Raw genomic sequence first — 13,762 nt, 5'->3', positions numbered from 1 at the left:
TGCTAAATTTACAGCACGACATCAAGGATCAAGACCCCAACCAACCCGATAGCCCAAGCTATTGTTGTTGGAATAGACCAAACAATCATTTGTTGTTTAACGTCTTTGATCCCCATCATTCTGTTCACCACCCAGTAAAGGCTGTCGTTAAAGTAACCGAAGAACAGAGATCCCATCGTTGCCGCTTGGGCCGCAACTAATAAGTTGATATCAGGAATTTGGCTAATGATTGGCGCAGAAATCGAAGCTGCGGTGATCATTGCTACCGTTCCTGACCCTTGAATTAAACGCACTAATGTCGCGATAATAAACGGGATTAATACAGGTGTAATCGGTAAATTCGCGACATGCTCCGCAAGAATTGTTCCCGTTCCGCTGTCACGCAATACTGCGCCTAATGCTCCACCAGCACCGGTTACAAGCAAGATGATACCCGCCGCTTGCAAACCTTCTTCCATACGGTCGATAACTTCTTCTTTCGACGCTTTTGGCATTAACGTATAAACCGAAATCAGGACGCTAATGGATAAGGCGATAATCGGTGCCCCTAAGAATTGGAATGATTGGAAATACCAGTTATCATCCATGCCTTGGAATGCGGCAGTTTTCAGTAATAATCCGTTGATAGCATTAATAAAAATCAACAGAATTGGCGTGATGATTGGTAACAATGATAAGAATAAGCTTGGTAATGGTTTGTTGGCTTTTTCTTCCATGTAACGCGCATGCACTTCTTTTAAATCTTCGCTGCCCGTTTCATCTGGCATGAATTCAGGGTATTTAGTTCCCAACCATTTGGCGTAGAACACAATCCCGATGACACACGGCACTGCCAGCGTCATACCCGCTAAAATCATGGCACCAACGTCAACCCCGAAGATCCCGGCAACACCGAGAGGACCTGGAGTTGGCGGCACAGTATGGTGGGTAACAACTAAACCACCCGCCAATGCAACACCAAGAGTTAAAATACTGCGTTTTCCATTCTTCGCTAACGCTTTTGCCAGCGGATACAAAATGACGAATGCAGAGTCTACAAAGATAGGAATACTGACAATATAACCGGTAATTGCCAGCGCCCACTCTTCGCGTTTTTTACCTAACCATTTGATAAAACTATAAGCTATCTGCTCAGCAGCACCGGACACTTCCAGCACCCTTCCCATCATTACCCCGAGACCGATAACAATACCAATGCTACCGAGGGTCGAACCAAAGCCCTTTGTAATAACGGTGACGGTTTCCGCCGCAGTTAATCCCCCTGATAACCCTGCGATTGCAGCCGCAATCAACATCGCTAACAAGGCGTGAACCCGCGTTCGCAATACTAAAAAGATAAGGACAAATATGGCCACCGCGAGGCCAATAATAGGAATATAGGACATTATTTAATCTCCTATTTTGCACAGCCGTGGTGCTTAATGAAGGAACGGATCGCATCGCTAAATGACCCATCAGCTTTAAAACCTAAATCCAGTGCACGGCGAATATCGAATTTACCCGGCCAGCTTGCCACAATGCGGTTGACGGCTTCATCAGGCTCAAAACGAATTAAATCAACCGCTTGTTGACCAGCGACATCACGCAGGGCATCAATCATCTCTTGCACTGTCACGGTAATCCCCGGCAGGTTCACAGTACGTGAAAGACCAAATTTCTCTGCTGGAATTGAAACCGCATGGATGAAGTTGTTGATCACCGTTTCTGGGCTAGATAACCATAACGCCAACTCTGGAGACACTGGGCAAACACTCTCAATCCCATTTAGAGGCTCGCGGATAATGCTGCTAGCAAAAGAAGATGCTGCTTTATTCGGGACTCCAGGGCGAATACTAATGGTAGGTAAGCGCATCACGCGTCCATCCACATAGCCTTTACGGGAATAGTCGTTCACCATCAATTCACACATGGCTTTTTGAGCACCATAAGAAGATTGCGGGTTAACAACACACAAGTCGGTGATCACATCGGGTAATTCACCGCCAAATACCGCAAGGGAGCTGGTGAATAAAAACTTGATGGCAGGGTTTTTCGCGCGAGCGACTTCAAGCAATTGGCGAGTCGCATCGAAATTCACTTTCATGCCTAAGTTAAAATCACTTTCAGCATGGCTACTGACAATCGCCGCAAGGTGGAATACCACGTCAGTTTGCGCATCAATCAGCTTATCTGCGGCTTCTGGCTGGGTTAAGTCTAATGCAACGCAACTCACACGAGGGTCTTCAATAGGCGATGTAGGGCATTGAATATCCGCTAAAACTAGCTGGTTAAATTTTAATCCTTGGTTGTTTTTAAGCAAAGCAGCGGCTAGCTGCTGGCCCAGAAAACCTGCGCCACCAGTAATAATAACTTTCATTGTCATTCTCCTTGCTATAACCCTGCCGGGTTATGCATCAGTAGGTAAGATGTTTTTTATGTATTTATTAAATGAAGTTTTATGTTTTTTTCGAGTATCCGTTGCACCACATCAGACGGTAAATGTTGGTCACAAATGATGTCGTGCAATTGATCTAATGGGCAGACACGGAACATACCGTATTTACCGAATTTACTGCTATCTGAAACCAGTACACACCGACGAGCGACATCCAATAACGTTTGTTTTATTTGGACTTTTTCCTCATGCGGTGTGGAAACCCCATGTTGCAAGTCCCATGAGCTGGTACTAATAAATGCAATATCCACGTTTAGTGTTTGCAACATAGCGGCCGCCGTATTGCCAACACAGGAATGGTTGCGTTTATCAACCTGCCCACCAGTGTGGTACAGGTTAAGTTGTGATTTATTCATCAAATACTGCATGATGGAAAAATCATTGGTCACGATAGTGAGATTAAAACGCTCACCCAATACGCGGGCAATTTCAAACGTGGTGGTGCCTGCATCGAGGTAAACCACCTGACCATCTTCAACTAGTGAACTGGCAAATTGACCGATTTCGCGTTTCGTTTGATGATGAAGTCTTGCCTTTTCGCTCCACGGTAGCTCTTGGCGTAACGCATCATTTAACCGAACACCACCACTAATTCCGACAACCTTCCCTTCCTCTTCCAACATGCGAATATCACGTCGAACCGTCATATGAGAGACATTCATTAAACCCACTAAGTCATTGATAGACACAGTTTGGTGCTCATAGACATAGCGATAAATAAAATCACGACGTTCGGAAGGGATCATTCGGTTCTCCTAGGAATTAGCTTGCTTTAGCCAGCCTAAACCGTCTTCGGTGCGTCCTGCTGGGTGGTATTCACATCCCAGCCAGCCTTCATATCCCATTTCATCGAGTTGATTAAAAATCCATGGATAATTGACTTCACCGCTATCAGGTTCATGGCGAAAAGGTACTGATGCTATCTGAATATGACTAAATTTACCCCAAAGACGCTCAATTGTTTTCAATAAGTCACCTTCCATAATCTGGCAGTGATACAAGTCCAATTGAATAAACACGTTTTCGCGATTGATTTCAGGTAACAGCGCTTCAGCCTGCTTTTGGGTCGTTAAGAAATACCCTGGCATATCGCGGGTATTAATCGGCTCGATAAGCACACGAATTCCGTGCTCAGCCATCACATCCGCTGCATGCTGTATATTCTTAATAAAACACGTTTTTTGCTCTTCAGGTGTGAATTTCTCATCCACTTTACCCGCCATGGCATGCACTTGTTTACAGCCTAATGCTAAAGCGTATTTCAGGGCAGTTTGTACCCCTTGAGCGAACTCGGCTTCACGACCAGGAATAGACGCCATTCCACGCTCGCCAGCGCCCCAATTCCCCGCAGGCATATTAAATAATGCTTGGGTAAGTTGATGTTTTTTCAATTCACCCGCAATAACATCCGCATCTTCTTCATAAGGGAAAAGATACTCAACGCCCTTAAAACCAGCCTGAGCGGCACGTTCAAAGCGTTGAATAAACGGAACTTCGTTAAACATCATACTGAGATTTGCTGCAAATTTAGCCATGTCTATCGCCTCATTTCTGTGGATAACGGCTTTCGAGCTCATGAACCTGCTCTTGCGTTAACGTGGTGAAGCCGTGTGGGCGCAATGTAATGTATAGGCGCGCGGTATCTTCTAATTCTTCCGCATTGAAAAACGCCTGCCTTAAGGTTTTTCCGCCAACAACAGGGCCGTGGTTAGAGAGTAAAATCGCATTATGATGAGGTGCTAATTTTGCGATTTCTTCACCAATACGGTCATCACCCGGTGGTAAATATTCAATCAAAGGTAATTTGCCCACACGCATTACGTAATAAGGTGTGATCGGTGGTAAACAGTTTGCGGTATCTAAATTCGGCAAACAGGATAGAGCCGTTAGCCAAGGTGAATGCAGATGAACCACCGCTTGGCAATCTGGACGCTGCAAATACATTGCCATATGCATGGAAACTTCTTTTGTTGGTTTGTCACCATCAATCCAGTTACCTTGCGCATCGAGCTTGCTCAGGCGCTCAGGATCTAAATCGCCAAAGCTCGAGTTAGTCGGGGTGACAATAATACAGCCATCCGGCAAGCGTGCGCTGATATTGCCTGCACCACCGCTGCTGTATCCGCGATTAAACATTGACTTCGCCCAATCCACTAACTCTTGGCGTAGCGCCTTTTCATTACTCATTAACCATCTCCTGTGCTAACTGGAAGAAATTCTCTTGACCAAAATTGCCTGATTTCAGTGCTAACCAGTTACCGCTTGCTAAGTCTTGTACCCAAGGCACACCCGGCGCGATAGGTGAGCCAATACTTAATTGTTCAGTTCCAAGGCTTTGAACCACTTTTCCAGACGTTTCGCCGCCCGCGATAATAAAAGTGTTATAACCTTGCTGCTGAAGTAACGTCACTACTTGCCCAAACACATTTTCCACCGCGGTACTCGATAATGCGGCGCCGTATTTTTCCTGCGTTTGCTTCAATAAGTCTGGTGGTTGGGTGGCATATAACAAAGGCGCTAACCCAGTGATTTTCTGATCTTTAACCCATTGTGCTAATACGGTTGCATAGTCTGGATTATTGATGCATTCACCCACATCTAGCGCTTTGCTAGGTGCAACTTGCTGATAGCTTTGTACTTGTTTGTTGGTCATTAGAGAGCAGCTTCCCGATAGAATGACCGTTTTTCTGTCTTTCCCTGTCGGCTTACTGCCACGGCTTTCCCCTTGTCCCCAAGCCACTTGGCTATCAATATTCGCAAGGGCAGCCCCCAATCCTGACCCACCCGTTAATAAAGGCAGTGATTGCGAAGCCTGAGCAATAGGCAGTAAATCATCCATCGTGAAGCTATCCATAACCGCATAACTGATACCCTGCTGGCGTAGCTGTTCTAACTGTTCAGTGATGGCGGCGCTGCCCTTTTGCACTGTCGCAAGATTAATCAGCCCTGCTTTACCGGCTGACTGTTTTTCCATTACACGCATTAGGTTGGCATCAATCATTGGTGTGACTGGGTGGTGCTGCATTCCACTTTCATTGAGCAATTGACCATTAACAAACAGGTGCCCATGTACCACGGTTCGACCGTTAACGGGCAATGCAGGGCATATTAATGATAATGACGTACCCAGCTGCTTCATCAGTGCATCGGTTACTGGACCAATGTTGCCTTTCTCTGTTGAATCAAAGGTTGAGCAATATTTAAAGAAAATCTGCTGACATTTCGCTGATTCTTTCAGCCAGCGACATGCATTTACCGAGGCACTAATGGCTTCATCTACTGGACAAGAACGGCTTTTCAAGCTCACCACAATGGCATCCACATCTTGAGGGATTGGAGTGTTTTCATTCGGCTCATTCAGTAGCTGCACCACTTTCCAGCCGTTTTGCACCATAAAGCCTGCAATATCTGTCGCGCCGGTAAAATCATCAGCAATCACACCTAATTTCACTGTCATGCCTTTTTCTCCGGTAAAGTAATGCCCTTAAAGGTTTTGATAACGGCGCTATCATCCTGTAAACCAAAACCTTCATTGCTGGCTGAGATAAACATTTGATGCGCCGTTGCTGCCAATGGCAGTGGGAAATTCAGCGCTTTTCCGGTTTGCATCACCAAACCGAGATCTTTCACAAAAATATCGACTGACGATTTAGGGGTATAGTCTCCATCAAGCACATGCTGCATACGGTTCTCAAACATCCATGAGTTGCCAGCTGCATGGGTGACGATGTCATACATCACATCTAAATCGATGCCCGCTTTTGCCGCCAGCGCCATACTTTCCGCTGCAACCGCAATATGTACCCCCGCCAATAGCTGGTGGATAGTTTTCACTGTGGAGCCAAGACCGATTTCATCTCCGACACGATAGAGACGCTCTGAAATTGCATCAAACACCGTAGAAAGCTGAGCGAATAGCTTAGGGGAACCCGATGCCATAACGGTCAGTTTACCTTCTGCCGCTTTAATCGCTCCGCCAGATATAGGCGCATCGACTAATGGAAGCTGGTATTCAGCAAGGCGCTGCGCGATCTGTTTTGTCTGCTCCGCAGCCAGTGTGCTGTACAACACAATGACAGTATTTGGACGAAGCTTCTCTACCAGTGGCTTCTCACCACCAAATAAAATCGCCTCAACCTGCCGACCATTGACGACCACCATAAGTAGCGCGTCTAGCTGTTGTGCATACTGTGCGGCATCTTGCCCTGTGGCTTTCGCCCCATATTCGAGTAGCGCCTCGCATGCCTGTGGATTTAAATCAAACCCATAGGTTGGGATCTTATTTCTTATTAGTGATTGCGCGATCCCCATCCCCATCGAACCCAGACCAATAACGCCAACATGGTTAACGGTATTTTTCATCTAGCCCCCTGATGTTGTCAGTTCCAACAAATGATAAATTCTGGTGAATACGGTTAGTTTTGGTAAACACTGTGAATTCTGGTGAATGTTGTGAATTTTCACATAACCAAATTCACAAACACATGACTAGCATCACACTAAAGATAATATAAATTTTAAACAATTAATTATTAATATATTGATATATATGAATTTTTATATTTAACATTCTTATACTACCCTTCACAAGAAAGTGTGATAAAAATTGTGATCGATTTGGTTGTTTTCTGATCTGCTGGTTTTTATACCTATTAAATTCCCTCTTTGTCTCTGATTTTCATTGACCTGTTGAGTAAATTCCCCAAAATAGCCGCCTATTATTTTTTGTAAAATGTTCCATACTTGGTATTGAACGCATCAATTACGTTATCGAGGAGTCAAAATGGGTCTGTTTGATCAAGTGTTAGGCATGGTTGCAGGCGATAAAATGCAACAGTTTCAATCTGTTATTGATTGGGTTGAAAAGCAAGGCGGGCTCTCAGGTGTCGTCGATAAATTTAACACTGAAGGCTTAGGCGGGATCGTTTCATCATGGGTTGCTGAAGGTGAAAATTTGCCAGTTAATGCTAGCCAGTTAATGCAAGTTTTCGGTGATTCAGGGATCCAAGAACTCGCTCAACGCGTTGGTTTAGATCCACAGCAAGCAACAGATATGGTTGCTAAATATTTACCGACTATCGTAGATAGCGCGAGCCCGAATGGTGTGCTACCAGAAAATATCGATTTAGCCTCAATTGGCATGAACTTACTGAAACAAAAACTGTTCGGTTAAGCCCAGTCTTTGGCACAAATAAAAGCCCACTTTAAAGTGGGCTTTTTACTAAACTAACCCGTTACTAGCTTTGATACTCATTTCGCAGTTTTTTCGCCGCTTCCACCATGTTTGCCAGTGCTTGGCGAGTCTCCGTCCATCCGCGGGTTTTTAAACCGCAATCTGGATTCACCCATAAACGTTCCACTGGCACTCGCTGTGCAGCCTTACGTAATAGCGCTACAATCCACTCTACATTTGGGACGTTAGGCGAGTGAATATCATAAACCCCCGGACCAATTTCATTTGGGTAATCAAAATCTTCGAATGCATCTAATAAATCCATATCCGAGCGCGAGGTTTCAATGGTGATAACATCAGCATCCAGCGCAGCAATCGAATCCATGATGTCATTAAACTCGCAATAACACATATGGGTGTGAATTTGCGTCTTATCATCGGCGATGGCTGCACTTAATTTAAAGGCATCCACCGCCCAAGTCAGATAGTCATTCCATTCATCGCGACGCAGCGGTAACCCTTCACGTAACGCTGGCTCATCAATCTGAATAATGCCAATACCCGCTTTTTGTAAATCATCCACTTCGTCACGCAATGCCAGCGCAATTTGCTTGGCTATCGTTTCACGGCTGGCATCTTCCCGAGGGAATGACCAACACAGGATGGTCACCGGACCTGTCAGCATTCCTTTCACCGGTTTATCCGTCAACGACTGCGCATACTTGGCCCACTCCACTGTAATGGCTTCTTGGCGGCTAATGTCACCAATAATCACCGGTGGCTTCACACAGCGAGAACCGTAACTCTGTACCCAACCATTTTGCGTAAAGACATAACCATCAAAGTGTTCACCGAAGTATTCCACCATATCATTTCGCTCAGCTTCACCATGCACGAGGACATCAATATCCAGCAGCTCCTGCTCCTTGATAGCTTGTTTGATGTGCTCACTGATACTGGTGCGGTAATTCAGTTGGTCTACATTCCCTTTTTTGAAATCAAGGCGCAAAGAACGAATTTCACTGGTCTGCGGGAAAGAGCCGATTGTCGTGGTTGGCCACAATGGCAGATTAAAACGTTGGCGCTGAAGTTCAGCACGCTCTACATAAGGGCGAGTACGCTCGGTATCTTTCGCGTTAATTGCCGCTAAGCGCTGAGCGACCTGTGCATTATTGACTCGAGAAGAGGTGCGTCGATCACGAATTGGTGCACTATAGGTTTCTAACGCTGCGATATTTTCTGCCGTTGGTTGATTGAGTGTTTTCGTCAATAGCGCCAGTTCTTCACATTTTTGCAGCGCAAATGCAAACCAGCTTTTCACTTCGGCATCCAGACGCGTTTCATCATTTAAATCAATTGGGCTATGCAGTAGCGAGCAAGATGAACCAATCCACAGAGTGCGCTCTCCTAGCAGCGGTTTCACCCGTTGGAATTTCTCGCCTAAATCCCCTTTCCATACGTTGCGGCCATTAATTAATCCGAGCGAAAGCACCCAGTCCGCAGGAAGCGCTTGATGCAATGCTGCGATATCATCCTTACCCGCAACCACATCCACATGCAGTCCTTGCACTGGCAGTTGTTTGATGACATCCAAGTGATGGCTAATACCGTCAAAATAGGTGGTTAACAGTAAGTTAGTTTTACCTGCGAGGGATTGATACGCTTGTTGGTAAGCATTCTGCCATTCAATAGGTAAATCGAGTACCAGTGCTGGCTCGTCAATTTGCACCCATTCCACGCCTTTTTCAGCCAGTCGAGCAAGAATTTCTTGGTAAGCAGGCAGCAGATCCTTCAGCAAGGATAGGCGGTCAAAGGCTGGTCCCTTCACTTTTCCTAACCACAGGTAGGTAATTGGACCAATGACGACAGGTTTAACGTTATGACCGAGTTTTAATGCTTCGTCGACTTCGTCAAACAGTTGATTCCACGACAGTTTAAATTCTTGTCCTTGCTGGAATTCTGGCACGATATAGTGATAGTTAGTATTAAACCATTTCGTCATTTCCCCCGCTGCCGCTGGCTTGCCTGTTGGCGCACGACCCTGAGCTACACGGAATAAGGTATCTAAATCGACAGAGCCATCTTCATTTTGATGACGCGGTGGAACGTTTCCTAGTAATAAACTAGTGGTTAAAACTTGGTCATACCATGCAAAGTCACCGACGGGTAGCAGGTCTACACCTGCATTTTTTTGTTGTTCCCAGTGACGAACACGTAGTTGGTAACCTGTTTCAAGAAGTGCAGATTGGTCAATTTTGCCTGCCCAATAATCTTCTTGTGCACGTTTGAGTTCTCTTTTCAGACCGACACGTGGAAAACCAAGTGTATGATTTATAACAGACATATTGACCCCTTAAAATATTTAGCCGTCTAGATGTTTACACATCTATAATCAACAGGTACTGTATAAAGCACAAGCGCAAATTATTCATCGTCTACTTGAAGGTTTCTCATGATCGAATTAAAACATTTAAAAACGTTGCAGGCGCTCAGCCAATACGGATCATTAGCTGCCACTGCGACGCACCTGCACCAGACTCAGTCTGCGCTATCTCACCAATTCAGTGATTTAGAGCATCGCTTAGGCTACAAACTATTTGTTCGTAAAACTCAGCCCGTCCATTTCACGCCGCAAGGGGAAGTTCTCCTGCAATTAGCGCAACGTATTTTGCCAATGGTGAAAGATGCCATTCGTGTCTGCAATGAACCGACAGTCAGTACGCTACGTATCGCGATTGAATGCCACAGCTGTATTCAGTGGCTGACCCCTGCATTGCAACAGTTTAGACAAGCATGGCCACAAGTGACCGTAGATTTTAAATCTGGCGTGACCTTTGACCCGCAACCCGAGTTACTTTCGCGAGAATTAGATATCGTGATGACCTCTGATATTCTTGCGGATCAAGATTTGCACTACACGCCGATGTTTGATTATGAAGTGAAACTGGTCGTGGCGAATGATCACCCTTTAGCTAAAAAACCGTTAATTGAGCCTCATGATCTTGCCAAAGAGACATTGCTGATTTATCCAGTTCAGCGTCAACGTTTTGATATCTGGCGTCATTTCTTACAGCCAGCCGGTGTTTCACCTAACATTAAAACCGTCGACAATACGCTGATTTTAATTCAGATGGTGGCGGCTAAAATGGGGATTGCGGCACTGCCACACTGGGCGGTGGATTCCTTTGAAAAGCAAGGTTTGATTACGACGAAAACGTTAGGAAGTGGGTTATGGAGCCGACTGTACGCTGCATGTCGTGAAGGAGAACAGCGCCAGCCAGCCATTGAAACATTTACCAATACCGCTACTGATCACGCGGTGGAGAATTTGTCTTACGTGAAGCCGGTGCGAGGATCCAGCGCTTATGCACCCACAGAGACGCAATTATCAGGCTCGACCCCATGGTGAAACTGAGCCAATTAGGATGTTGCTGCCAAATGGCAAAGTTCACTAATAAACCTGCTGGAACCATCATGTTATTCATTATCGCGAGGGTTCCGGCATCCACTTTCGTCGCACCATAGTTCCACAGAAAATAGCCTATCCCCGATGCAACCACACCCAACCAGAGTAAAACTATCCATTGAGCTTGGCTTGTCGGCACCATCGCCTTATTCCCAAACAGTAGCCATCCCATCAAGGCAATCAACGTCGCCCCGAGATAGAACCATGAAAAGGCTTGATGCTGGGGAATCGGGTGCACTTCCATTAAGCGCTTATAGCCTACTTGCCCAAGTGCAAAGAAGATGTTGGCGAGCTGTACAAACATCAATCCAATCCAAAATGATTCGCTGAGGTGGTCATAACGAATAATGGCAGCACCAATCACGGCTAATATCGAGCTAAACAGGTAGCCTTTACGTAGGCGTTGGCGCTCTAAGAGATCGTAAATTAACGTGACATACAGCGGGGTTAATACCGTAAATAGCAAAAATTCTGCCACGCTCAGGTATTTATAGGCTTGGAAAACAAAGTAATACATGATCCCCAGCTGGCAAGCGCCCACCAGCATATACAGTGAGATCACTTTGGCACTGAAGTTACGCCAACGCAGGAAAGGTAGGAATACCAGAGAAGCTAAACTCACGCGGATAAGCACAGACAACCAGCTATCCACCTGCCCTGCGAGGTATTCCCCCATTAAACTAAAAGACGCTGCCCAGAGCAGCGTCGTGAAAACGAGTAACCACATTGTTGTTCACTCTCAAGCACAATGATTTAACAAACAAGATGCCTGTAGAATACTCGTTTTTTCGTTTTAATGCTCTTTTTCAATCAGCACGGCTTCTAATAAATCCAAATCCACCAGCAAGCTTTGCAAGGTTTCATTACTGATTTTCCGTGTTGCACGTAAGTGATAGAGCTCACCGCGTTCTGCACGTAGCGCCGTTAAACGAAAACGCCGTTCAAGATCTTCAATCTGCAAGTTGTGTTCCATCTCGTCTTGGTCGGCGGTTCGACGACGTAAATGACCAATCACCCTTGTCGCGACCTCGTTGATGTCTTCCGAGTCTAATTGCTCTTCCACATCCGCAGATAAACGCTCTTGCATCTTGTTCAAGCTGACAATTGCCACTTCAGCCATTGCTGCTTTCGCCATACGGATTTCGTTAATATCCGCCTCTTTATCCCCCACTTTAAAATTGCGCAGCAGGAGTGGTAACGCCACAACGCCCGCAAAAATAGAGAATAAAATAACCCCAGCGGCGATAAATACTAGCTGGTACCTTGCAGGGAACGGAGAACCATCGGTTAAAAACAGTGGCACCGAGAGCACACCGGCTAAGGTAATCGCCCCGCGAACCCCAGCAAACGACGCTAACCACAATTCACGGACGGTATAGCTCGCGAACTGTAATGGGCGTTTTTTCAGGAACAGACGGCTGAATCTCTTCATCAACCATAACCAGCAGAAACGTAAAATCAGCAAGGCAAAATAGATGATAACGACCGCGGTAAACAGCATCCAAGTTTCGACGCTTGGGTCGAGTTCTGCTTGAATAACCGATGTTTCCCAAATCCCCGGTAATTGCAGACCGAGCATAATGAACACTAAGCCGTTAAAGACAAACTCTAACATCGACCAAACGCTATCAGCACGTAAACGCATCGCCAAAGGCGCATTGCGGATAACGCCGGATTTGGTGATAGTCATACCCGCAGCAACCGCTGCCAAAATACCTGAAAAACCGATATGTTCCGCAATCATGTAAGAGGCAAATGGTAACAGCAGCATGAAGACGATTTGCGTTGCTGGGTCATCCCCACTCCAGCGGCTCATTAAGCGCAGAGACTTGCTGTATAACCATGTAACAGCAACACCTGCCAACAAACCACCGACTGCGACTTTAAAGAATTCGATTGTGACGCCCGATACGCTGAAGACCATCGTTCCCATAGCAATCGCCACGGCGAACTTCAACGCCACCAGACCGGAAGCATCGTTCATCAATGCTTCCCCTTCGAGTACGCTCATCATGCGTTTGGGAATTCGCCCTTTCCCGACGATAGAGGACAATGCCACCGCATCTGTTGGGGAAAGTACAGCAGCCAGCGCAAAGGCGGCAATAAGCGGGATACCGGGCATCAGCCAGTAAATCAAATAACCAATCCCGATAACGGTTACCAATACTAGCACTAATACCAGAATGAAAATTTCTCGTCCATTCTGGAAAAATTCACGGGTAGGAGTTTTCCAACCATCGACGAATAACAGCGGTGGAATCAACAGAACCATAAAGAGTTCAGGGTCAAAAGAGACGTGTAACCCAAACTGAGGCCACGCTAATAATGCACCGATAGCAATTTGAATAAGAGGAAGGGGAATACGGATGGGAATGACTTTCGTCACCACACCAGAAACAGAGACAGCCAAGATCAAAATAAGAATAGTAAAGAAAATTTCCATGTTGCCCTTACTTATTAACTAATGCATACCCTAAATATCGCAGCTTAAAGTATAACGGGAGAACCCAAAATTTGCCTGCCGCCGCATAGTAAGAGATAGCACCGTCCAGACCATGAGATTTTCAGTCAAGGCAGCCACTGGTTAAAAATAGGCATTTTCACTTCATTTACCGCCTTAGCACTATTCTATCCTTAACAGGCTATCTGACGGGAAAATAATTTGGACTTTAGAACGAATCGCAACAAT

12 protein-coding genes are annotated in these 13,762 nt (G+C 45.7%); 2 read left to right on the top strand and 10 right to left on the bottom strand.

Annotated elements, in window-relative coordinates; all coding sequences use genetic code 11:
* Positions 1-8 precede the first annotated feature (8 nt).
* The 7 genes from GKR71_RS17195 to ltnD are packed head-to-tail and all read right to left on the bottom strand — an operon-like array spanning position 9 to position 6,796.
* Positions 9-1,385, bottom strand: coding sequence for a GntP family permease (locus GKR71_RS17195; protein ID WP_036954960.1), 1,377 nt, complete (start codon positions 1,383-1,385; stop codon positions 9-11).
* 11 nt (positions 1,386-1,396) lie between these two features.
* On the bottom strand, positions 1,397-2,356 hold the full coding sequence (gene denD, locus GKR71_RS17190; RefSeq protein ID WP_154634632.1) for a D-erythronate dehydrogenase: 960 nt from the start codon (positions 2,354-2,356) through the stop codon (positions 1,397-1,399).
* 56 nt (positions 2,357-2,412) lie between these two features.
* On the bottom strand, positions 2,413-3,180 hold the full coding sequence (locus GKR71_RS17185; RefSeq protein WP_036954967.1) for a DeoR/GlpR family DNA-binding transcription regulator: 768 nt from the start codon (positions 3,178-3,180) through the stop codon (positions 2,413-2,415).
* A 9-nt stretch (positions 3,181-3,189) separates the two neighbouring features.
* Positions 3,190-3,969 carry a 2-oxo-tetronate isomerase gene (otnI, locus tag GKR71_RS17180; RefSeq protein ID WP_036954971.1) on the bottom strand — a complete coding sequence of 260 codons (780 nt, stop codon included), beginning with the start codon at positions 3,967-3,969 and terminating at the stop codon, positions 3,190-3,192.
* Positions 3,970-3,979: 10 nt separating this feature from the next.
* Positions 3,980-4,621 carry a 3-oxo-tetronate 4-phosphate decarboxylase gene (gene otnC, locus GKR71_RS17175; RefSeq protein ID WP_036954976.1) on the bottom strand — a complete coding sequence of 214 codons (642 nt, stop codon included), beginning with the start codon at positions 4,619-4,621 and terminating at the stop codon, positions 3,980-3,982.
* Complete coding sequence (gene otnK / locus GKR71_RS17170; protein ID WP_154634631.1) at positions 4,614-5,891, bottom strand: 3-oxo-tetronate kinase; 1,278 nt, start codon at positions 5,889-5,891, stop codon at positions 4,614-4,616. Before otnK ends, otnC begins: the two co-directional genes overlap by 8 nt.
* Positions 5,888-6,796, bottom strand: coding sequence for an L-threonate dehydrogenase (ltnD, locus tag GKR71_RS17165; RefSeq protein ID WP_154634630.1), 909 nt, complete (start codon positions 6,794-6,796; stop codon positions 5,888-5,890). The genes otnK and ltnD overlap by 4 nt, the downstream gene beginning before the upstream one ends.
* 421 nt (positions 6,797-7,217) lie before the next feature.
* Here ltnD and GKR71_RS17160 point away from each other — a divergent pair, with 421 nt between their 5' ends.
* Positions 7,218-7,607 (top strand): YidB family protein, encoded by a 390-nt coding sequence (locus GKR71_RS17160; protein ID WP_036954990.1) that lies wholly within the window; start codon positions 7,218-7,220, stop codon positions 7,605-7,607.
* Between the two features lie 64 nt (positions 7,608-7,671).
* Here the strand turns inward: GKR71_RS17160 and metE are convergent, their stop codons facing one another.
* Entirely contained in the window at positions 7,672-9,951 is a 2,280-nt protein-coding gene (metE, locus tag GKR71_RS17155) for a 5-methyltetrahydropteroyltriglutamate--homocysteine S-methyltransferase (RefSeq protein ID WP_154634629.1), read from the bottom strand.
* A 108-nt stretch (positions 9,952-10,059) separates the two neighbouring features.
* Between metE and metR the strand changes: the two genes are divergently transcribed.
* Positions 10,060-11,016, top strand: coding sequence for an HTH-type transcriptional regulator MetR (gene metR, locus GKR71_RS17150; protein WP_036954997.1), 957 nt, complete (start codon positions 10,060-10,062; stop codon positions 11,014-11,016).
* Here the strand turns inward: metR and GKR71_RS17145 are convergent.
* Both GKR71_RS17145 and GKR71_RS17140 read right to left on the bottom strand, forming a co-directional pair.
* Positions 10,913-11,800 carry a carboxylate/amino acid/amine transporter gene (locus tag GKR71_RS17145; RefSeq protein WP_036983738.1) on the bottom strand — a complete coding sequence of 296 codons (888 nt, stop codon included), beginning with the start codon at positions 11,798-11,800 and terminating at the stop codon, positions 10,913-10,915. The genes metR and GKR71_RS17145 overlap by 104 nt on opposite strands.
* A 66-nt stretch (positions 11,801-11,866) precedes the next feature.
* Positions 11,867-13,516 (bottom strand): Na+/H+ antiporter, encoded by a 1,650-nt coding sequence (locus GKR71_RS17140; RefSeq protein WP_036955001.1) that lies wholly within the window; start codon positions 13,514-13,516, stop codon positions 11,867-11,869.
* Positions 13,517-13,762: the final 246 nt, after the last annotated feature.

This window comes from Providencia sp. wls1922 (assembly GCF_009706505.1).
GTDB lineage: Bacteria > Pseudomonadota > Gammaproteobacteria > Enterobacterales > Enterobacteriaceae > Providencia > Providencia lanzhouensis.
The sequence above is the reverse complement of the archived record's forward strand: the minus strand, read 5'-3'. Positions and strand labels throughout refer to the sequence as shown.

What these genes read in the sequence shown, in the direction of transcription:
- otnK (WP_154634631.1), bottom strand. Translation starts at nt 5,891, where the DNA reads ATGACAGTGAAATTAGGTGTGATTGCTGATGATTTTACCGGCGCGACA.
- metR (WP_036954997.1), top strand. Translation starts at nt 10,060, where the DNA reads ATGATCGAATTAAAACATTTAAAAACGTTGCAGGCGCTCAGCCAATAC.
- GKR71_RS17145 (WP_036983738.1), bottom strand. Translation starts at nt 11,800, where the DNA reads ATGTGGTTACTCGTTTTCACGACGCTGCTCTGGGCAGCGTCTTTTAGT.
- metE (WP_154634629.1), bottom strand. Translation starts at nt 9,951, where the DNA reads ATGTCTGTTATAAATCATACACTTGGTTTTCCACGTGTCGGTCTGAAA.
- otnC (WP_036954976.1), bottom strand. Translation starts at nt 4,621, where the DNA reads ATGAGTAATGAAAAGGCGCTACGCCAAGAGTTAGTGGATTGGGCGAAG.
- GKR71_RS17195 (WP_036954960.1), bottom strand. Translation starts at nt 1,385, where the DNA reads ATGTCCTATATTCCTATTATTGGCCTCGCGGTGGCCATATTTGTCCTT.
- otnI (WP_036954971.1), bottom strand. Translation starts at nt 3,969, where the DNA reads ATGGCTAAATTTGCAGCAAATCTCAGTATGATGTTTAACGAAGTTCCG.
- GKR71_RS17160 (WP_036954990.1), top strand. Translation starts at nt 7,218, where the DNA reads ATGGGTCTGTTTGATCAAGTGTTAGGCATGGTTGCAGGCGATAAAATG.
- denD (WP_154634632.1), bottom strand. Translation starts at nt 2,356, where the DNA reads ATGAAAGTTATTATTACTGGTGGCGCAGGTTTTCTGGGCCAGCAGCTA.
- GKR71_RS17140 (WP_036955001.1), bottom strand. Translation starts at nt 13,516, where the DNA reads ATGGAAATTTTCTTTACTATTCTTATTTTGATCTTGGCTGTCTCTGTT.
- ltnD (WP_154634630.1), bottom strand. Translation starts at nt 6,796, where the DNA reads ATGAAAAATACCGTTAACCATGTTGGCGTTATTGGTCTGGGTTCGATG.
- GKR71_RS17185 (WP_036954967.1), bottom strand. Translation starts at nt 3,180, where the DNA reads ATGATCCCTTCCGAACGTCGTGATTTTATTTATCGCTATGTCTATGAG.